This is a genomic window from Geomonas anaerohicana (assembly GCF_016458305.1).
Lineage (GTDB): Bacteria > Desulfobacterota > Desulfuromonadia > Geobacterales > Geobacteraceae > Geomonas > Geomonas anaerohicana.
In genome coordinates, this window is the sequence record NZ_JAEMHL010000006.1 from 51038 (window position 1) to 71137 (window position 20100).

A 20100-nucleotide genomic window follows, 5' to 3' on the forward strand; every position below is an offset into this window, starting at 1 on the left:
TTCGATGTTACCGATTATTGTCGTTACATTCCTGGCCGTATTCTTTCTATTGTTGGCCCTGTACTTCGGCGTTACGTCGGTGCGGTCCTCCCCGAAGTACGAATTGAAAAGGCGCCTGCAGCGACTTGCCAGGGATACCAGTGCCCAGGGATTGCCGGAAGACCTGCGCGCCGAAATCATCAGGGAGATTCCGCCACTGGACCAGATTCTTGCCAAGCTGCCCCTGACCCGGGACTTGGACAAGAAGCTTGATCATGCCGGGCTCAACATGACAGCCTCGCGTTTTCTCATGCTCGCCGTAGCGGGTACCGTCATCGGTTTTTTGGTCATCCTGCTTTTATCCAAATCATTCTTGATCGCGCTGCTGTGTGCTGTGATGATATCGCTGATCCCGTTCGTTTTCCTCTCATTCAAGATCAGCCAGCGTCTTGAGCGGTTCACGGAATTGTTCCCGGATGCCCTCACCATGATTTCGCGCTCACTGAGAGCCGGGCACTCCTTTAACAGTGCCATCCAGTTAGTCGGGGAGGAGATCCAGGACCCGGTCGGGGAACTTTTCAAGACTGCTTACGAACAGCAGTTGCTGGGGCTGAGAATAACCGAGACGCTCAGCAACTTGAACGAGAGAGTCGAAAGCCTCGACTTAAGATTCTTCACCACCGCGATCTCGATAAACAACGATGTCGGCGGCAACCTTTCCGACATTCTTGAAAATCTCGCGGTGACGATCCGTGAACGACTGAAGATCAGAAGACAGGTCCGGGTTTATACAGCACAAGGGCGCATGACCGGTTACGTTCTTGGTGTTTTGCCGGTTTTTACTTTTTTGATCTTCAACATCCTGAATCCTAAGTACGAGTCGCTGCTTTACAAAGAGACCAAGGGGATGTTCGTGCTCGCTCTGGCTGTGGTGCTGCAGGTTCTGGGCTTTCTGGTCATAAGGAAGATCATCAGGATACGGATATAGGGGACGACGATGGTTTTAGCAATAACAGCAGTCATGTTTATCGCTATCTTGCTCCTTACCGTAGCCGCAATATACCCGTACCTAGCGCGGCGCAGCGCGGTGCAGGGCAGGCTCGAGAAATTCGAAGTGAAGGAAGCAAGCAAGGTCGAGTTGGTGTCTGAGCCCCCCAAATGGTACGACCAGTTGGGGCAGGTGGGGAAGTCACTAAAACTGTCGCCTAAGGAGCAGGGGAAATACACCAGATTGCTTGTTGCCGCAGGGTACAAACGGGAGAGCATACACGTCTTTTTCGGTTGCAAAATCTTGCTCGCCTTACTCCTGCCAAGCCTCTTCGTTTTTTTCTACATCATTGCGAAGGGACTAGCGCTTGACCGCATGCTGCTCCTGGTAGCGATTATGCTGGCGATCATCGGCTATCTGGCACCGAGTTACTGGCTGTTCCACCAGTACAACGAAAGAAAGCTGAAAATCTTCCATACCTTGCCAGACGTCCTCGACCTCTTGACTGTGTGCGTTAATGCCGGGCTCAGCATGGATGCCGCCATGATCAAGACTACGGAAGTCCCGCAGTTCTCGAACGATCCGCTTGCAAGGGAGATAAAGGTCGCCAGCATGGAAACCAGGGCAGGGAAACCACGTATTGAGGCGCTCAAGGACATGGCTGAACGAACCATGGTGGATGATGTCAAGTCCTTCGTCACCATGCTGGCGCAGACCGAGAGGTTTGGTACCAGCCTAAGCCAAGCCCTGACCGTTCATGCCGACACTCTGCGAACCAAGCGGAGGCAACTCGCTGAAGAGGCCGCAGCCAAGACTACTATCAAGATGATTTTCCCGTTGGTAGTGTTCGTTTTCCCCGCACTGTTGGTCGTCATCTTGGGGCCGGCCTATGTCCAGATCACCAAGATTCTTTTTAAATAGTCCTTTCCCACTAGCAAGGAGGTAGGTTATGCATTTCGATTTAAACAGCGCTGTTTTGATGGTAATCGCGGTCGAACTTGCCCTGATATATTCCAGACTTTGCAAGAAGTGAAAATAGTTGCAGGCTGGTCCTAAAGCGTGAGGAGGAGGTATGCGTTATTTAAAGACTATAGCTAGCATATTGATTACCGTTCTAATGCTTGCGCTGGCTGGCTGCGGCGGCAATTCCAGTGGTAGTGCCGATCCGTTCACCCCCGGGTCAGGAAATCCCACCGTCCCAAGCGGCGCCGGGACAGTACTTTCTTACAACCTCACTCTCGGGGTGACCCCTGCCTCCGGCACCGGAACGACCGTCGGGGCGAACAGCATCGTCATCGCCACCGCGACTCTGATCGATTCCGCGGGCAAACCGGTTGCCAACCAGCCGGTCAAGTTCGAGTCGGTGGACGGACCAGTCTCCGTAGACCCCGTTATCGTCTACACGGATTCCAACGGCAAGGCCGTCAACTTCCTCAGGGCCGGGACACCCGCCACCTCCTCGGCGGTCGATGTCATCGTGAAGGCGTCCTCCACGGTCCAAAACCAGTTGGTGACCTCGGTGGCCATTTTCAAGATCGTTGTCAGCGAGACCAACGTCATCAAGTTCATAACGAACAAGGCCCCCACTGACCCCGACGGTACTCTGAACACCCTCAAGGTGACGTTGGATGCAGTGGTGCTTCCTTCGCCGCCCAGAACGATACTGCAGTTGGTCCCATTCCAGATCCTTGATAACAACGGCGTCCCCAGGACGCGCGTGCCGGTGACGGTCAACATCTACAGCCGGATAGGGAATTGCCCAGTCTTCATCGATTCCCCTGAAACGACCAGCCAGACCGTGACCACTGATGACACGGGTCGGGGCATCTTCAATGCAGGGGTCTCCCTGGACGTCCCGCCCATGGGGAGTCAAAACTCCTGCTCGGTGATCTATAAGGCCGAGGCGCCTGACATCAACAACTTGGCGGCTACAATATTCTCCTACGGCGGATTTATCGCCACCCTGGAGAATCTGCAGCCGAACTGACGCTGATTTGGCAACATCTTGTACAGTTCTGAAGGAGGTCTGATGCGCGTCATCTCGTTCACACTGGTTCTGCTGCTCCTGCTTTTCTCCAACGCCTTGGCCGAAAGCATCCAGGGGCGGATTGGCCTCAACGGCAAGGTCGGATTCCTCATGCCCATCCAAGATGACTTCATCACCGGTGTCGACGAAACCAACACCGGGTTCGCCGCAGGTGGAGGCGTCATCTACGGCCTCGGCGACAACCTTGCCGCTGAGCTTGATATCACGCATGCCCCAGTCCTCAATGTTCAAGCGGCCGGCGGGAAGGTGGGGGAGGCTTCGCTGACCGACATTTCCCTGGGGCTGCAGTACCGCTTCACTCCGGACAGCAACCTGGTACCCTACCTGGGCGCAGGGGTCGATTTCATCACTGGGAAATTCAACAATATGTCCGACCGCAGGTACGGGCTGGAGTGGACTACCGGTGGGCATGTGAGTGCAGGCCTTGATTATTTTGCTACGAGAGGCGTTGCTCTCACCGCAGAACTCAAGGGCGTCTTTGCCCCTGCGGGAAACATTAAGGCCACCCCGCAGGAATATAACCCCAACAGTTTCGTCGGCATGATCGGGCTGCGCCTGTTCCTGCCTGACAAGATCATCGAGTAGATGAGAGCCGTCGACGTCAACTCAGGCACCGAGCTCGCTCAGGACGTGTCAGTCGCGGATACGTTCCTGTCAAGGCTCAGGGGACTCCTTGGGAAAGGAGAGTTGCCGCAGGGGCAGGGGCTGTGGATCAAGCCCTGCAACAGCGTCCATACCTTCGGCATGAAATTTCCAATAGACGTCGCGTTTTTAGATGTTGAACTGCGGGTTGTTGCGGTGTCGACAACACTCAGTCCCAACAGGCTTTCCGGTTTTTACCCCAAAGCGTCCAGTGTCCTTGAACTTCCGGCGGGGACACTGGACGCAGCTTTGACTACCATAGGTAACAGGATCGAGATCGGCTAGGCCATGCTTCAGGTTTAGATCTGCCCTCGCGTTGATCTCCCTAAACCTTTCTAGCAGACGCTCTTTCCTGCGGGAACAACTACCGGCCTCCTCTAAAGGTTTGCAAGTGAAAGATTGTGATAACAAAATAGGCTTCATGCTCCCTTCCATTGGTGACTTCCTTTTTACCTCCATCTTCCTGTTGATAACGCTAAACTTGGGCCAAAAGCTGCTGAGCGACGGCGACACCGGTTACCACATCCGCGCCGGCGAGTACATGCTCGGCACCCATAGCATCCCGCATCAGGACATGTTCTCCTTCCTCTCCCCGCCGCTCCCCTGGACCGCCCATGAATGGCTCTCCGAGGTCATCATGGCGCTGGTGCACCAGGGCTGGGGGTTGAGCGGCGTGGTGATCTTCTTCGCCTTTTTGCTGGCGTTGTCCTGTTTCCTGCTCTTCAGGATGATGCAATCGGATGACAGCGACATCCTCGTTTCGCTGTTGGTGGTCCTCCTGGTCGGTGGCGCCGCGCAACTGCACTGGCTGGCCCGGCCGCACGTCTTCTCGCTGGTCATCATGGTGGCCTGGTACTACATCCTGGACCAGTACCAATACCAGGGCAGGAACCTTCTCTTCCTGCTGCCGTTGATCATGATCCCGTGGGCCAACCTGCACGGCGGCTTCATGGTCGGCTTCATCCTCTTGGGAGCGTATTTTCTCGGCAACCTGCTCGACGCCTTCTTCAGTCAAGGTGAGGGGAGGGGGGAGAGCCTGCCTAGGCTGCGCGGTCTCGGCCTCGCCATTCTCGCGTGCGGTGCGGCCAGCGTGGTCAACCCTTACGGGTTCCACATCCTGCTGTTCCCATTCCAGCTCACCTCGTCCAAGGACCTCATGGACGGCGTTTCCGAGTTCCTTTCTCCCAACTTTCACGAATACTACATAAAGTACTTCGAACTGCTGCTCTTCGTGTTGCTTGCCACGGTAGGATTGTCCAGGTACAAGCTGAACTTGGTAGAGATGATTCTGATCCTGCTCTTTACCCACATGTCCCTGTTCTCGGCGCGGTACATCCCTCTTTTTGCCATCATCGTTGCCCCTGTCATCGCCAGAAGGCTGACCCGGGTGCTCCGGGAGTCCGATTCCGGGTTTGCCCGCTTCGTCAAACAAAGATCCCGCAACATCGCTGCCATCGATGACTGCACCACGGGCTACCTGTGGCCGCTGGCGGCGGTCGCTGCGGTGGTCATCATGGTGCACTCCGGAAGGATCACTTTCCAGTTCGACCCGAAGATCAAGCCCATGGCGGCCATCGAGTTCCTGAAAAGGGAGCGGATTCCCGGCAACATGTTCAACAACGACGAATTCGGGGATTGCCTGATCTATGGCGCGGCGCCGGCCTACAAGGTGTTCATCGATGGAAGGCTCGATATGTACGGCGCAGAGCGCCTGAAGGAGTATTTCAAGGTGACTGCTTTCCAGCCGGGGTGGGAAAAGATCTTGGAAAAATACCAGATATCGTGGATCATTTTCCCTGCGGACGCCACGCTTTCGCGCCATTTGCTGATCCATCCGGACTGGAAACTGATCTACGCCGACGAGGTTACCAATATCTTTGTCAGGAACAACGCACAACACCGGTATCTCATGGAGAAGTATCGCGACGTGCGCCCTGTGGTACGGGACGAGAAAAAAGGCGCGGCCTAACCGATAGCTGGTAGCGCCGCGGGAACGGATCGAGCGCGGCATCATGTGGAGTCGACGGAGTTATGGATGATTACGTGTGGTTGAACAGAAGGGTAGACCGGGGGGGCATCGGGTGGGCCACCGTGGGCTCCCTTGCGGTCCACACCCTGCTCTTTTTCGTGCTGACGTCGACTTCCCTCTGCTATCCCCAGACCGGCGCTGCCGCAAAGTTCGACATCCTCTGGATAACGCCTTCTTCCCTTCCCATGGCTGCCACGGCGGCACTGGACACAACAAGCGCCGCCCCGGCGGCCGAAGGTCCCGCAGATGCCCCTGCGGCGGTTCCCCCATCTGCTGCCGTGCCCGATGCTGCTGCAGAGCCGGATGCGCCCGCCGAGACGGCGCAGGTCCAGGCGGGTGAATCCCAGGTAGAGATGGTCACCGCCAGGCTCGCCACCCCGAAGGCGAAACGACCGGCTCCCGGTCCCATAAAAACGCCGGCCCTGGTAGCAACGGCCAAAGCGGAAGAGCAGGATGACGACACCGACGCGGTCGAGGAACCAGAGCCGCCAGCACCAGACCCCGCCGAGGAGGCCAAGGTACGCGAAGAGACAGAGCGCAAGCGGCTCGCCGCGTTGCAGGCGGAGCAGGAACGGCAGGCCGAGGAAGAGGCGAGGCGTCTGCGCAAAGTAGCCGAGAAACAAGAGGCAGAGCGCAAGGCCGCGGAGAAAAAAGAGGCGGAACGTAAAGCAGCCGAAGCCGCCAAGGCGAAAGTCGAACAGGAGAAGGTGGCCCGCGAGAAGGCTCTGCAGGAGCGCAAGGCAGCCGAAAGGGCGCGACAGGAAAAGCTGGCGCTCGAGCGGGAAAAAGCGGCTGCCGCGAAAGCCGAGCAGGAGCGCAACGCCGCCGAGGCAAAAAGAGCCGAGCAGGAGCGGCAGGAAAAAAGACAGGCTGAGTTGCAGCGGCGCGCCGCGGAGAGGGCAAAGCAGGAGCGGCTGGTCCGGGAGCGCGAGCGGGCGGCTACGGAAAAGGCGGAGCAGGAGCGCCGTGTGGCTGCCGCCAAGGCGGAGTTGGAACAGCAGGAACAGCGGGAAGCGGAACGGGAGCGTGTTGCCGCCGAGCGGGCGCAGGCCGAGCAGTTAGCCCGCGAGCGGCAACAGCAGGCCGCGGAAAAGGTCCGGCAGGAACGGGAAGCCGCGGCCGAGAGAAAACGTCTTGCCGACCAGGCCCTCCAGGAAAAACGCAAGGCCGAACAGGAGCGCCAAGCCGCCCGGCGCGCCGAGGCCGAGAGGCTTGCCCGCGAGCGGGAGCAACTGGAAGCCGAGCAAGCGGAGCAGCGGCGCCAGGCGGCAGCGGAGAGCAAACGGCTTGCCGAGGAGAAGAAAAGAGCCGAGCAGGAGCGGAAAGCGGCCCAGCGTGCCGAGGCGCAGAGGCAGGCGCGCGAGCGGGAACAACAGGCAGCCCGGGAGGCGCAACAGCGCCGCCAGGCGGCGGCCGAGAAAAAGCGACTGGCCGAGCAAGCCTTGCAGGATAAGCGCCGGGCTGAACAGGAGCGTAAGGCGGCCCAGCGCGCCGAGGCGGAAAGGGTGGCGCGGGAGCGTGAGCGCCTGGCAGCGGAGAAGGCGGAAAAGCAGCGTCAGGAAGCCGCAGAGAAAAAGAGGCTCGCCGAGCAGGCGTTGCTGGATAAAAGAAAAGCGGAGCAGGAGCGCCTGGCAGCCGTAAAGGCCCAGCAGGAAAAACTGGCGCAGGAACGTGTGCAGGCCGCCGCCCGGCAGGCCGAACTGGCGCGCCTGGCGGCAGCCGAGAAGAAGAGGGTGGAGCAGGAACTGCAGGAACGCAAGAGGGCCGAAACCGAGCGTCTGGCCGCCATGCGCGGCCAGGCGGAACAGTTGGCCCGTGAGCGCATGGCCGCGGAAAAGGCGGAGCAGGCCCGACGTGCCGCAGTAGCGGCAGCCGCACAGTTGCCGGCAGCCGTGAAGCCGGTCGAGGCAAAGAAGGAAACGGCAGGGCCGAGGCCGTCCGAGAAGCCGCCGGAAGAGAAGGGGTTGGTGATCCCCTCCATACACGGGGATCTGAAGCTGATCGTGGCCGGCGCACACGACGTCAAGCTCAGCGTCTCGTTCAAGGAGTATACGAGGTCGAAGAGGGGGAGGGCGCTGACCCGCAACGAATCCCGGCGTGAAAAGCAGCTATCGCCCATCGTGGTCAAGACGCCGGAGAAGACAAAGGAAGTGATCGTCGAGAAGGCCGGGGAGGGGATCTACACGTTTGCCGTGGAAACAGAGGGTAAAGAGGCGTCCCCTCTGAAGTTCACCCTGAAGATTTTTGAGCAGAGCAAGGCCGCCAAGACGAAGCAGTTGGGGGCCAAGACCATCACCGGCAAGGGAGTAGTGGCCAGGGTGCTGATGCCGGAAGGGATTCTATGGGAAGACGATGAAGCCTTCACCGGCACCATGCAGGACAGCGAAGGCGTCACCAAGTTCAACGCGGAGACTGGCCTGGTCTGGAAGGAGTATTCTCAGTAAACGAGCTTTCTTCGCGGGCGACGTAGAACTAGTGAACGGCTGGCTTGATCGTTGTAAGAAGTGGGGGGCGTCCCAAGGGGATCTTTATGTCGATGCAGTATAAAGCGCCGGGCGATGACAGTACGTTAGTGGAGGCTGTAAGCTGGGGGCAGGAACAGCCCCGGTTCGATGGCACATGTGATGCGGTAACTCCTGCCCGGGCAGGAATTTGTTATCTTCTGGGCTACATTTTTATATTTTTGGGAATCGCGAGAGCCATATTCGGTTACCACTCCTGGAATTTTGAGTGGCTTCCATACAACCTGGGGAGAATAAGCATATTTTTCTTCCTGTTCTTCAACGCCACTATCGGACCGCTGTTCGTCATGGTTTGCGAAGTAGTACGTCAAATCATGCTGTTATTGTCTAAAGATCAACATCTCAGACCGAAAGCATTTTTGAAAGATTTCCTCAGACGATATATTCGCGATTATGTCTTCAAAGGTGCATTGTCCTACCTGCTGGTGTATTGCACGTTGATAGGATATACCAACCTTAAGCCGACCATTCCACTTCTTAACAACGTCCTCTATGACGATATTTTATTCAAATGCGATAACAGAATACTCGATTTGCTCTCATTTGGCGGTCTTTGCACAATTCCAAAGATACCACCAATTACAACGCGATTCGATTCGGTTTATTTCATGCTCTGGCCGCTTGCATGTCTCACTCTTCTCATCTCCTGCCGTAAAGGCTTAATCTTCTGGCGTTACACATCCGCATGGTGCATCGCTTTCGGCTTTTCGATTCCGATTTCGATACTTTTCCCTACTCTTGGTCCTGCCTTTTTCAAACCGGAGCTGTATACCCACATAAGCGGTACCCACACCGCAATGACGATGGAAGGTTTGTTGACGCACTATCGCTCTTTCACGATGGATCCACTGGGAACGCCGATCATCAGCGCCAATGGGATCGTGGGAATGCCAAGCCTGCACATTGCTCTTTGTTATCTGTCGAGTCTTGTCATAGGGGAGGTCTTCCCGAGGCTTCGATACCTCGCATGGGGGCTTACCCTCCTGTTTGTGGTCGACACCGTCTATCTGGGATGGCACTACCTGCTCGACGGGGTTGGCGGTATCGCGCTTGGCTGGGCGGCCTACAGGATCAGCACCATCTGGTTTCAGGGAGAAACGGAGATACGGCCAAGGGCTGACGCGGGTTGGTAAGCAATGGCAGCCTAGGGAGCCTTTTTCTTGACAATAAAGAAGGCGTTGAACTCTGCCACCTTGGTCTCGCCGTTGAAGATCTCCGCCTCCCCGACGATCTTGCGTTCGTCCTTGGGTATGGCGCGGGCGACCGCGCGGACCGAGCCCTCCCGTACCGCCGCGAAGAACTTCAGGTGCAGGTCCACGGTGACGAAGTCGGAGCCCTCCGGGAGAATGCTCTTGATGGCCATGGCGACGGCGGTGTCCGCCAGCGAGGTGATGGCGCCCCCGTGCATGAGCCCGACCCCCTGGGCCAATTTCACTTTGAAGGGCATGCTGAGCACCGCGCGTCCATCCGCAGCCTCCTCGATATGCATCCCCAGGTATTCCTCGAAAGGCGCGCATGCTACCCAACCAGGGAGGGTGAACTTTGGTGTCGTGCCCGTCATGTCGTCGTCGTATTTGTACACAGTAGTGTCCTCAATCTCGAAATAGGAGTAGCGCATGAAGCTTAACCGAGTACGTACGAAGTGGAAACTAAAATCGTTGGGGGCAGCCGTCATCTCTCTGGCCATTAGCGGGACGGCACTTGCCGACACGCTGGTGATCACGTACGCCTCCGGAGAGGTGCAGACCATCCCGTTGGCCGGGCACGCCAAAGATATCCAGGGTATCACTGTCGGCGAGACGTCAGTTCCCCTCTCCGAAAAGGTAAGGGCACTCCTGCTCGGGAAGCAGTCCGCTCCCGCTGGCGCGAAGGAGTCGTCGGAAGGGCCCAGAAAGTCAGGTCCGAAGCTGAAATGGGCACCGCCGGTATCGGAGTGACCTGCCCCAAAGTGTGGCGCATATCCTGTAGTCGCACCGCAATGAAAAGACATCGCTCTGTGCTTGACATCCCGGAAGGTGCTCTATATCCTTTAGTCCATGATTAGTGCAGGTTAATCTTAACGGATAGCCAGCGCATAACGGCAAAGGAGGCATTAATGGTCATGCAGAGGCGGATAAAGAGGGACTATCGCCGGTATGGTCCCAAGGAGTTTCTCTCATTTGCACAGAAGGTGCAGCTCAGCCTGTTCGGCAACAAAAATTATCCTGACTCGGTCTGGGGAACCAACATCGCGCTGCTGCAAAAGCTCGCCGAATTGGTGCCAGCGTTTGCAACAGCCTACCGGCTGGCAAGTAATGGTGACAGGCTCCTGATCCGCGAGCGGGACAAGCTCATGGAAGAGATCATTGCCCTCCTCGATGAGATGGCCTCGTTTCTGGAAGCGGTGTCGATGCGCAATCCGGATGCCCTGTACACCACCGGCTTTAACATCGCCCAGGAGCGTAGAAGTTTCCGCAGGAACAGGTTGCCCCTGATCTCTCCCCCGGATTTCATCGTGGTTAACTCGGGGGAACCGAGAAAGGCTGTGGCCAGCGCAAGTTCACCGCCGGGCGCCTATAACCACGAGATCCATATCAACACCAAGGACCCTGCGGTCGAGGCAGAGTGGTTCCACAAGTCAATCTTCCCGGACTCCAAGAACATGGTCCTGGAGAACCTGGATCCGGGCAATACCTTCTTTCGGATGAGACACCACGGACCCGATGGCCCAGGTCCCTGGTCCTCGATCACCAGCGTGCTGATCTCCTGATTTCTGTTGCTCACCACCAGAGGGTGCCGTCCACGGCACCCTCTACTCCTCCCCACGCACAACCGCCTTCCTCCATCGTTAACTCTTTCGTAGTCCGGCACCGCATTCTCTATGCCGTAAGCGGGCACCTCCCGGTTTCCTCTTCCTCAAGCGAGGCTTCACGCCCTTAATGAGTTGCCACGCCCCCTAACCAGGGTGCTGCGCCCCCTAACCAGGGTGCTGCGTCCCCTAACTAGGATGTCGCGTCCCCTAACTAGGGGGTCGCGTCCCCTAACTAGGATGTCGCGTCCCCTAACTAGGATGTCGCGTCCCCTAACTAGGATGTCGCGTCCCCTAACTAGGGGGTCGTGTCCCCTAACTAGGGGGTCGTGTCCCCTAACTAGGAGGTCGTGCCACCTAACTAGGAGGTCGTGTCCCCTAACTAGGAGGTCGTGTCCCCTAACTAGGAGGTCGTGTCTCCTAACTAGGGGGTCGTGTCCCCTAAACAGGAGGTCGTGTCTCCTAACTAGGATGCCACGTCGCCTAACGAAGGCCTGTAAGGGGCGTGTATAGGATTGTGTGTAAATGCCATTGGTTACAGGAAAATGACGCCGGCCGCTCCATGAAGATGACGGCCGCAACGTTCCCCGCTTTGCGAAGGGGGGGCAGGGGGGATTTTGTTTTGGTGGCATGTATAAACTTTGGTAAAGTTGGAGCGTGCCAATTATGGGCTGAGTGGGAACACACCGGAGGGCAAGTGGCTGACATGCTGACATTCAAGGAAATCGCCGAGGCAGTCGGCGTCGTCATCGACGGGGCAGGCGTGATAGCCATTTGTGCCGGGCTCGTGGTGGCGGTAACGAGGTATGCCATGCAGGGGCGCAGGGTGGAGGACGGATTCAGGCAGTTGCGACAGGACCTTGGCCGCGGCATCCTCCTCGGCCTTGAATTCCTGGTCGCCGCCGACATCATCCGCACCGTGGCCGTGACCCCCACCCTGGGAGGGGTGCTGGTCCTCGGCGTCATCGTAATCATCCGTACCTTCCTGAGCATGGCCTTGCAAGTGGAACTGGAAGGGCACTGGCCATGGCAGCGGAAACCTGAGGAAGTGCCTCCGACCTGACAGACCCCGTCAGGACAACTCCCAGCTAAGTAAATCAGCCGTCGATTGGGTGGGCGGGGGTATCCAGCAACAGCTGGTAAAAAGCGAGGTCGAGCCAGCGGCCGAACTTGAAGCCGACTTGGGGCAGGGTGCCGACGTGCTTGAAGCCAAGCTGCTCGTGCAGCGCGATGCTTCCAGAGTTGGTCGCATCGATGCCGCCTATCATGGCATGCACGTCACTCTCTCGTGCCGCTGCAATCAATTCCTGCATGACGGTCCGGCCGAGGCCGCGGCCGCGATGATCTTTGTGCACATAAACGGAGTGTTCTACCGTGTACTTGAAGGCAGGAAAAGCACGGAAGGTGCCGTAGCTTCCAAATGCCAGCAGCGCCCCCGCACCGTCCTCGATACCGATAACCGGGAAGCCGCCCGTCGATTTGGCCTCGAACCAATTTTGCATGAATTGCCGTGTCCGCGGCTTGTACTCGTAGAGCGCAGTCGAGTGCACGATCGCGTCGTTAAAAATCTCCAGTATCGCATTCCCATGCTGTTCGTAATCGCAGCGGACAACGGTATGGTCAGTCATAGGCATTCCCCCAAATTACAGAAACCTTTTCGCTAAGCTCCACGTGAAGCAACCTACATCAACTCACGCCTGCATTTCAACCCCCTCGCACCCCGCTGGCCCCTCAGGCTTCCGCACGAGCAGAGACAACAATCAGGGACATTCATGACACGCTGCGTTCCGTACCGTTCATGGGGGCCCCCTCTCGAGTTACATTTGCTCTCAAAACACCTCTTTATTTTTGTGTTTAGTCCGCGTGGTGCTGGTAGCTGCTGCCTCATTGAAAAAAAACTATACAATCAAGATTCAAATGCATTTAGAGTTCTGTGACAGGGCAATATTATACCTTTGCTCTCCGCTGGTCACTTAATCGGTCAACCGGCCATAAAAGCGTTAATACAGCTATTTGAGGACTAAAGTCCTCAATTTTTGTGGGGTATAGTACACAAGATCCTGTCTTGTTATTTAATGTATACAAAATAATGTTAAACATAATTGTTTAGTTAAATTTTTGTGTTATATGATTTGCCCAACCGTTACAAACACCGTTAGCCACCGACTACTTCCTACGCAGAAACCGCTTCCCGAAGAGAACCCGCTTCTCTCCTTTACCAGAGGTCACTTCCACCCAGGTGAGTTTTGCGTGCCGCCTTCGGTTACCCGAAGGCGGTTTATTGCTCGCTTGCAGGGCATCCATTATCCGATCCCTGCGCGCCCTGTAGGTACATCTGCATCATCCCGGTGCGAATTTATATCAGTTGGGCAAAAACCCAAGTGCAGTGAAATCTTTGGCATCAAAAAGAGGAGGGGGCTATGTGGTTGCGGGTAATCATGAGGTTATGCAGTCTGCTTGTGGCAATGCAGCTATGGGTAGGGCCGACATATGCTGCAGTTACAACAAAATCGGTCTTCACAGGGTGCACCGATTTCGCGGGGGGCACTAACACCACCTGTGACTCGACCGGTCTCCAGGTCGCTACCAGTTCCGGGACATCGACCGTTATCCCCGTGATATGGGTTCCCAACTCAGATACCGGGACCATTTCCAAGGTCGACACAGTCACAGGCAGGGAACTGGGGCGTTACAGGACCGCACCGGAGGGGCAGTACGGCAGCCCTTCGCGAACCACCGTTGACATGTATGGCAACGTCTGGTTCGGCAACCGGAACTTGGGGACCGCAATTAAAATCGGCCTCAACGAAAATAACCAGTGCCGTGACCGCAACGGTAACGGAGTCATCGAAACGTCTACCGATCTCAACGGTGACGGTGACATTCAAGACAACGAGATGCTCCCTTGGGGTCAGGATGAATGCGTTCTTTTCGAGGTGCTGCTCGATCCCTACAACCCGGCGGCTTCCGGCACCTATGTGCCTGGAACCCCAGGTGTCGCTTATAACTGGTCCTTCGGGACCCGCGGCATAGCCATCGACAAGAAAAACAACATTTGGGTTGGTGGGTGGGGAAGCCCTCTCTTTTACAACATCGATGCTAACACCGGACAAATCATCCGGTCGCTGGATGCCTCTGTCGTCCCCGGGGGAGGGAACTCCTACGGAGCTTTTGCTGACAGTAATGGCATCATCTGGTCTACCAACTGGAGCTATTTCACACGCATCGATCCTAATGTGGACCCACCTACCGTTAGCAGCTACCCCGTGCCAGGCGGCACCGCATACGGTATCGCTCCGGATCACAACGACAACATCGTCTTCACCGGGTTCTGCAGCGGAACCGTCGGCAAGTTCAATACTCACACCTATTCCGAAGAGTGGGTGAAATACGACCCATCGCTGTCTTGCCCGCGCGGTGTAGCGGTGTCTCCCGATGGTGATATCTGGACTGCCAACTCAGGGGGCACAGGGGTGAGCAGGTTCGGCAGTGACGGGAGCTTCAAAGCTGTGATCCCGGCAGGCGGGCCGGCAGGTGTCTCGGTTGACCGGGACGGGAAGGTCTGGGCGGTAGACCTGATGTCGGAGAACATCTTAAGGATCTCTCCCAGCACAGACTCGGTTGATCTAGTCAAACCGCTCATTGGGGCAGGCACCCATTATGGCTATAGCGACATGGTCGGCACCGTCTCCAATGCGACCGCTCAATACCAAGGTTCCTGGAGCGTGGAGCATGACAGCGGGGCAGCCGGAAAACCGTGGGGCAAGCTTTCCTGGAATGCAACTGTTCCTACGGGAGCGTTGCTTACGGTTAAGGTAAGGAGCTCCGAAGACCTGGCAACCTGGTCTGCTTGGGAAACCGCGGTCAACGGCGATTTCCTCACCGCCACCCCTGATGGCAGATACCTTCAGGTCGTGGTTGAGATGTCCAAGAACCAGAGCGTAACTGGCGACTTTTCTCTTACCGACTTGACCATCGTGCCGCACACCATCCCGTACGCGCAGCGCGACGGCATCGACGTGACCCTCACCGTCAATCCGACGGCCTCTCCCACCAATGCGACAACGGTCACCCTGGGTGGGGCGATCGAGGTAGGCGCAACCGTAAGTGTCGTGAATACTACCACCGGGATTACCGGAACCGCAAACGTAACTCTGGGCTCATGGCTGGCAGAGGTGCCGCTCCTCGAGGGCAGCAACACCATCCTGATCGTGGCCAGCAATAGTGCAGGTAGCGCAACCCAGCAGGTTGTAATTGTTAAAGATGCCCAGGCACCGATTGTTGCCATTACCTCCCCTGTGGCAGGTCTGACCTACAGGAACCCGGTCAGCTTCACCTACAGTGCCACGGACGAAATGGGCGTGAAGGGATACCGTCTCAAGGTCAACGGCAAGACGGTCTCCGAGACTCAACCGGCCAATACCCTGGTGCTAGGGGAGGGGACCAATGTAATTCGACTGGAAGCCAGCGATGCAGCAGGCAACACCGGCTTCCAGGAAGTGACCATCCAGGTCGACAGCATCGCCTACCCCCCTTCCATCGATCCGTTGCCGCTTTTATGGGAGAACGGGACGTATACCCTGACTGGTAAAACCGAAGTCGGCTCAACGGTGTACGTCAACACGTCCCCGGCCGTGACCATCGGCCAGGTTGTGGTGGAGGGCGATACCTGGAGTTGCACCTTGTCGGGGCTGCAGAGCGGTCAGTTGGACATCAGCGTCCAGGAAACTGATGCCGTCGGCAACGTGAGTACAACCGCAACTGCTGCCTTGCAGGTTGCAGTCAAACTCCCGCCCGTATCGACCCTTTCGGCTAGCGACACGTTTATGGGTGGTTTTGTCACTTTGGACTGGTCGGGATACGCCGAGTGGCTTAGCGTGGCGAATTACCGGATCTATTACTCTCCCGAACCGTTTACCAGTGTCGCTGACATGGTGCCATACCGCACCCTCGCACCGGGCAACATGGGGTCCTATGCCAAGGGCTTGCCCAACGACAAGCCGGCCTACTTCGCTGTCGTGGCAGTAGACAACGTCGGCCTTTTCAACAGCGCCGTTACGCCGGTACGTGTCGTCCCGACGCGCCAGGGGTTCGAAGGTTATGTAACTGACGCTACCTCCGGGAAACCACTGCAGTCGATCGATGTAAGAGTCGATGGTGTAAAAACCTCTGTCAGCACTGATGCAAAGGGATTCTACTTCATCACGGGTGCTGCTACCGGCAGCCACACTATCACCTTCAGTGAAAATCCGGAGCTTCGCTTCTTCAGCGCCCAAAAAACAGAGACCGTCGCGGCAGGGCAGATGGTGCGGCTTGACGCGCAACTGGCCGTCAAGGCGGTCCTTCCTCCCAGCGTACCCGGTCCCCTGACGGTTGTAGCAGGCGATGCCAGGGTAACCATTACCTGGGGCGGGGTCAGCGATGGGGATCTCGCGGGGTACAACGTCTACCGTCAGAGCTCCGGGGGCGCCGCTGTAAGGATCAACCCCGGCTTCCTTGTTTCCAACACCTACACCGACAGCGGTCTCACCAACGGAACCAGCTACAGTTACTTCGTGCGTGCGGTGAACAATGCCGGCGTGGAAGGTGACGGCAATGCTCCGGTAGAGGCGACTCCCGCTGCAACCATGCCTGATCCGCCTAAAGAGTTGCAGGCCACGCTGCTCTGCGACCGGAAAGTGACCTTGAACTGGATCAAGCCAGCCTCCTCCAACGTAGTAGGCTTCAACGTCTACTCCCAGCCGGGCACCGCTCTCGACTACCTCTCCCCGGTCACAATGGTTGGCGCAGACGCAACGTCATGGACCTCGCCTGTCCTCGATCCGGGTGTCTACACCTTCGGGGTCAGGACCGTGGCCGGCTCCCTCGATCTCAATCAGAATGTCGTGGTGACGGTCAACATACCTGCCGGTTGGGGCCTGCCTGAAGCGACAGTGGGCATCCCGCAGCCCGGCAGCAGGGTGTCCGGCAACTACCTGACTGTCGATGCAAAAGTCTCTACCTGCACAGCGGAGTTGCCCTCCAAGGTTCTGTTCCAGTACCGGGCTGCCGGGACCAGCGATTGGTTGGATGTCCTGTCCGCATCGCCGCTCTATCCCAACCCAGATACCGAGGGCTCCGTCTTCTCGACCAAGTGGGACGTCACCTCGTTGAGTGCAGGCGATTACCAGTTGCGTGCTATCGCCTCTGATGCAGTGGGGGCATACGACGCAGAACCGGCGGTGACCGTGTTCACCATTGATCACGTCAACCCGGACTACCGGGAAAGCATCGATATCGGCGGCGTGACCACCACGACGGAAGTGGTGCAGAGCGACCGGCAAAATCTGGTTTCCGTCTCCACCGGTGACACCGGCGCGGACATCAACTTCCCGTCAACCTCGCTTAGCACGGATGCACAACTGGTGGTGAAGGCGAGGGAGGATCTGGCAACAACCACCCCGACCCTGCTTAATGCCGTGGAATTGCAGCTGTCCTCCGGCCAAACCACCTTCCCGGCCGGCTCCGAGCCGGTCATCACCTTTAGCTACCAGGATGCCAACAAGGACGGCTTCGTGGACAATTCCGGGCAGGCCGCCGGCGACCTTCTCGTTACGACCTGGAATGCCGACACCCAGTCCTGGGAACCCCTGGCTTCCAACAGCGTCAACCAGGACCAGAGCACGGTGTCCGCAACTACCTCGCATTTCTCCCTGTTCGGTCTGGGGGGCAACGAGACACTGCCCCAGGCAGAGGCTCCCGCGCAGGTGACCGTCCCTGTCAACTCCTCCACGGGAAGCTACGCCGTATCGTGGTTGGGGGTAACCGGCGCGGGGGTCTACCTGGTAGAGGAGGCGACGGACAGCAACTTCACCCAGAACGTAAAGACCGTCTACGATGGTCCCTCTCTTGCCGTAACTCTGAGCGGCAGGAGCAACGGTGCCTACTGGTATAGGGTCAGGGCAGGGAAGGCAGGCTTCAACCCCAGCGCCTGGACAGCCAGCAGTTCCGTTACCGTCAGCCTTGCCTGTGCCACCCCCACCAGCCTTGCCGCCCGCGTTGACAACACCGTCGGCAAGGTCCTCTTGTCCTGGCAATCTTCCGAGCCCGTGGGGACCTTCTACGAGGTTGACATCGACAACGGCAACGGATTCGTGTTGCTGACCACGACCACCCAGAAGAGCACCGAGACCTCTTTGGGCAATGGGAGCTTCCAGTTCCGCGTCAAGGCACGCAGAGCCGGAGTTGCCGACAGCGCCAGCACTGCTCCTCTTTCCGTTACCGTGGCACTGCAGTGCGGGACTCCCAGCACGGTAACCGCAAACCGGGCCTCCGGGACGGTAACCCTCGCCTGGACCTCATCCGTCACTCCCGGCGCGAGTTATGTACTGGAAGAGAGCGTGGAAGGCGGCGCCTACGAAACCGTCTACCTTGGCACCTTGACCAGTCTCAGCCTGACTGACCGCCTGGCAGCCTCATACGCTTACCGCGTCAAGGCCAGGAAAAACGGTTACCTGGACAGCACGTGGCAACAGGCCTCCTTGGCGGGCGGATTACAGCCGTGCAGCGCCATCGTCAGCATGTGGGCACCGTCGAGCAGCACCTCCGGCAGTTACCAGGTCGGCTGGACCGCCAGTGCGACCAAGGGTGTTACCTACAAACTGTACGAGGGGGGGACCGAGATCTACAGCGGCACCAACACCTCCTTCAACGTGACCGGTAAAGCCAACGGCAAGTACAACTACACGGTGAAGGCGAGCAAGGCTGGATATGCCGACAGTGCCGTTAAGGGGCCTGTCACCGTCGACGTTAACCTTACCTGCGGCAGTATCGGCAGCATCTGGACGCCTGCGACCAGCAACTCCGGCAATTACGAAGTCGGCTGGACCGCCAGTGCCACTTCGGGGGTTACCTATAAGCTGTTCGAGGGGGCGACCGAAATCTACAGCGGACCTGCCACCTCCTTCAACGTGACCGGCAAGGCCAACGGCAAGTACAGCTACACGGTCAAAGCCATCAAGGCAGGGTACGTCGACAGCCCCAGCACCGGCCCTGCCACTGTCGAAATACTCCTTGCCTGCGGCGGCATCGACAGCCTCTGGACGCCTGCCAGCAGCTCCACGGGTAGTTACCAGGTCGGCTGGACCGCAAGTTCCACCACGGGCGTGACCTATAAGCTGTACGAAGGTACGACCGAGATCTACAGCGGTCCCAACACCTCCTTCATGGTGGCAGGCAAGACCAATGGTGACTACAGCTACACCGTGAAGGCGATCAAGACCGGATACGGTGACAGCGCCGTCAAAGGGCCCGTCAGCACCACGGTAACCCTTGCTTGCGGCAGCGTCGGCAGCATCTGGGCACCTGTTACCAACACCACCGGCAGCTATCAGGTGGGCTGGACCGCCAGTACCACTGTGGGGGTGACCTACAAGCTGTATGAGGGGGGCGTCGAGATCTACAGCGGCCCCAACACCTCCTTCAACGTGACCGGCAAAACAGGCGGCAACTACAACTACACAGTGAAAGCAGTAAAGGCGGGCTATCTTGACAGCGCCAGCACCGGCCCAGCCGGCGTCACCGTCACCCTTGCCTGCAGCGGCGTGGCCAGCATCTGGGTGCCCACAACCAGCGCTTCCGGCAATTACCAGGTGGGGTGGACCGCAAGTACCACCACGGGCGTGACCTATAAGCTGTACGAAGGTACGACCGAGATCTACAGCGGTCCCAACACCTCGTTCAACGTGACCGGCAGATCCAACGGCAACTACAGCTACAGCGTAAAAGCCATCAAGGCGGGTTATACCGACAGTGCCCTCAAGGGACCCGTCACCACCAAAGTAACGCTCACCTGCAGCAGCATTGGCAGCATCTGGGCCTCGGCTGTCAGCAGCACAGGTGGTTACAAGGTCAGTTGGACCGCCAGCGCCACGCCGGGAGTGACCTACAAACTCTACGAGGGCGCAAACGAGGTCTACAGCGGTATCGGCACCTCGTTCAGCGTAGCCGGCAAAGCCAACGGCACCTACCTTTACACGGTCAAGGCAGTCAAGACCGGGTATGTCGACAGTGCAGTCGCCGGGCCGACAACGGTGATTGTGTCGAGGTAATGTAGTCTCTCCTGTG

Annotated in this window: 14 protein-coding genes; 12 read left to right on the top strand and 2 right to left on the bottom strand. The window is 57.8% G+C overall.

The window, feature by feature from the left end; all coding sequences use genetic code 11:
* The first annotated feature begins 4 nt into the window (after positions 1–4).
* The 8 genes from JFN91_RS12555 to JFN91_RS12590 all read left to right on the top strand — a co-directional run bounded on the left by JFN91_RS12555 (position 5) and on the right by JFN91_RS12590 (position 9340).
* Complete coding sequence (locus tag JFN91_RS12555) at positions 5–967, top strand: type II secretion system F family protein (RefSeq protein ID WP_199389538.1); 963 nt, start codon at positions 5–7, stop codon at positions 965–967.
* 9 nt (positions 968–976) lie between these two features.
* The gene (locus JFN91_RS12560; RefSeq protein WP_199389539.1) at positions 977–1888 is read left to right on the top strand and encodes a type II secretion system F family protein; all 912 of its coding nucleotides are present in this window, start codon (positions 977–979) and stop codon (positions 1886–1888) included.
* A 151-nt stretch (positions 1889–2039) separates the two neighbouring features.
* Positions 2040–2954 (top strand): Ig-like domain-containing protein, encoded by a 915-nt coding sequence (locus JFN91_RS12565; RefSeq protein ID WP_199389540.1) that lies wholly within the window; start codon positions 2040–2042, stop codon positions 2952–2954.
* 42 nt (positions 2955–2996) lie between these two features.
* Positions 2997–3599 carry an outer membrane beta-barrel protein gene (locus tag JFN91_RS12570; RefSeq protein WP_199389541.1) on the top strand — a complete coding sequence of 201 codons (603 nt, stop codon included), beginning with the start codon at positions 2997–2999 and terminating at the stop codon, positions 3597–3599.
* A complete protein-coding gene (locus tag JFN91_RS12575) occupies positions 3600–3941 on the top strand; it encodes a DUF192 domain-containing protein (RefSeq protein ID WP_199389542.1) in 342 nt (113 codons plus the stop codon).
* 196 nt (positions 3942–4137) lie between these two features.
* Positions 4138–5625 carry a hypothetical protein gene (locus JFN91_RS12580; protein WP_236015117.1) on the top strand — a complete coding sequence of 496 codons (1488 nt, stop codon included), beginning with the start codon at positions 4138–4140 and terminating at the stop codon, positions 5623–5625.
* A gap of 62 nt (positions 5626–5687) precedes the next feature.
* Entirely contained in the window at positions 5688–8129 is a 2442-nt protein-coding gene (locus JFN91_RS12585; protein ID WP_199389544.1) for a hypothetical protein, read from the top strand.
* 86 nt (positions 8130–8215) lie between these two features.
* Complete coding sequence (locus tag JFN91_RS12590; RefSeq protein ID WP_199389545.1) at positions 8216–9340, top strand: phosphatase PAP2 family protein; 1125 nt, start codon at positions 8216–8218, stop codon at positions 9338–9340.
* An 11-nt stretch (positions 9341–9351) separates the two neighbouring features.
* On the opposite strand, the gene JFN91_RS12595 is transcribed toward JFN91_RS12590, so the two are convergent.
* Complete coding sequence (locus JFN91_RS12595; protein WP_199389546.1) at positions 9352–9789, bottom strand: PaaI family thioesterase; 438 nt, start codon at positions 9787–9789, stop codon at positions 9352–9354.
* 34 nt (positions 9790–9823) lie between these two features.
* On the opposite strand from JFN91_RS12595, the gene JFN91_RS12600 reads away from it, so the two are divergent.
* From JFN91_RS12600 to JFN91_RS12610, 3 genes are all read left to right on the top strand, one after another.
* On the top strand, positions 9824–10144 hold the full coding sequence (locus JFN91_RS12600; RefSeq protein WP_199389547.1) for a hypothetical protein: 321 nt from the start codon (positions 9824–9826) through the stop codon (positions 10142–10144).
* 158 nt (positions 10145–10302) lie between these two features.
* Positions 10303–10956 (top strand): hypothetical protein, encoded by a 654-nt coding sequence (locus JFN91_RS12605; RefSeq protein ID WP_236015118.1) that lies wholly within the window; start codon positions 10303–10305, stop codon positions 10954–10956.
* Positions 10957–11701: 745 nt separating this feature from the next.
* Complete coding sequence (locus JFN91_RS12610; RefSeq protein WP_199389548.1) at positions 11702–12058, top strand: DUF1622 domain-containing protein; 357 nt, start codon at positions 11702–11704, stop codon at positions 12056–12058.
* 34 nt (positions 12059–12092) lie between these two features.
* On the opposite strand, the gene JFN91_RS12615 is transcribed toward JFN91_RS12610, so the two are convergent.
* Positions 12093–12623, bottom strand: a complete 531-nt coding sequence (locus JFN91_RS12615) for a GNAT family N-acetyltransferase (protein WP_236015119.1) — start codon at positions 12621–12623, stop codon at positions 12093–12095.
* A gap of 987 nt (positions 12624–13610) precedes the next feature.
* Between JFN91_RS12615 and JFN91_RS12620 the strand changes: the two genes are divergently transcribed.
* Positions 13611–20084: a fibronectin type III domain-containing protein gene (locus JFN91_RS12620; protein ID WP_199389550.1), complete on the top strand. Its 6474-nt coding sequence runs from the start codon at positions 13611–13613 to the stop codon at positions 20082–20084.
* Positions 20085–20100 lie beyond the last annotated feature (16 nt).

What these genes read in the sequence shown, in the direction of transcription:
- JFN91_RS12555 (WP_199389538.1), top strand. Translation starts at nt 5, where the DNA reads ATGTTACCGATTATTGTCGTTACATTCCTGGCCGTATTCTTTCTATTG.
- JFN91_RS12560 (WP_199389539.1), top strand. Translation starts at nt 977, where the DNA reads ATGGTTTTAGCAATAACAGCAGTCATGTTTATCGCTATCTTGCTCCTT.
- JFN91_RS12565 (WP_199389540.1), top strand. Translation starts at nt 2,040, where the DNA reads ATGCGTTATTTAAAGACTATAGCTAGCATATTGATTACCGTTCTAATG.
- JFN91_RS12570 (WP_199389541.1), top strand. Translation starts at nt 2,997, where the DNA reads ATGCGCGTCATCTCGTTCACACTGGTTCTGCTGCTCCTGCTTTTCTCC.
- JFN91_RS12575 (WP_199389542.1), top strand. Translation starts at nt 3,600, where the DNA reads ATGAGAGCCGTCGACGTCAACTCAGGCACCGAGCTCGCTCAGGACGTG.
- JFN91_RS12585 (WP_199389544.1), top strand. Translation starts at nt 5,688, where the DNA reads ATGGATGATTACGTGTGGTTGAACAGAAGGGTAGACCGGGGGGGCATC.
- JFN91_RS12590 (WP_199389545.1), top strand. Translation starts at nt 8,216, where the DNA reads ATGTCGATGCAGTATAAAGCGCCGGGCGATGACAGTACGTTAGTGGAG.
- JFN91_RS12600 (WP_199389547.1), top strand. Translation starts at nt 9,824, where the DNA reads ATGAAGCTTAACCGAGTACGTACGAAGTGGAAACTAAAATCGTTGGGG.
- JFN91_RS12605 (WP_236015118.1), top strand. Translation starts at nt 10,303, where the DNA reads ATGGTCATGCAGAGGCGGATAAAGAGGGACTATCGCCGGTATGGTCCC.
- JFN91_RS12610 (WP_199389548.1), top strand. Translation starts at nt 11,702, where the DNA reads ATGCTGACATTCAAGGAAATCGCCGAGGCAGTCGGCGTCGTCATCGAC.
- JFN91_RS12615 (WP_236015119.1), bottom strand. Translation starts at nt 12,623, where the DNA reads ATGACTGACCATACCGTTGTCCGCTGCGATTACGAACAGCATGGGAAT.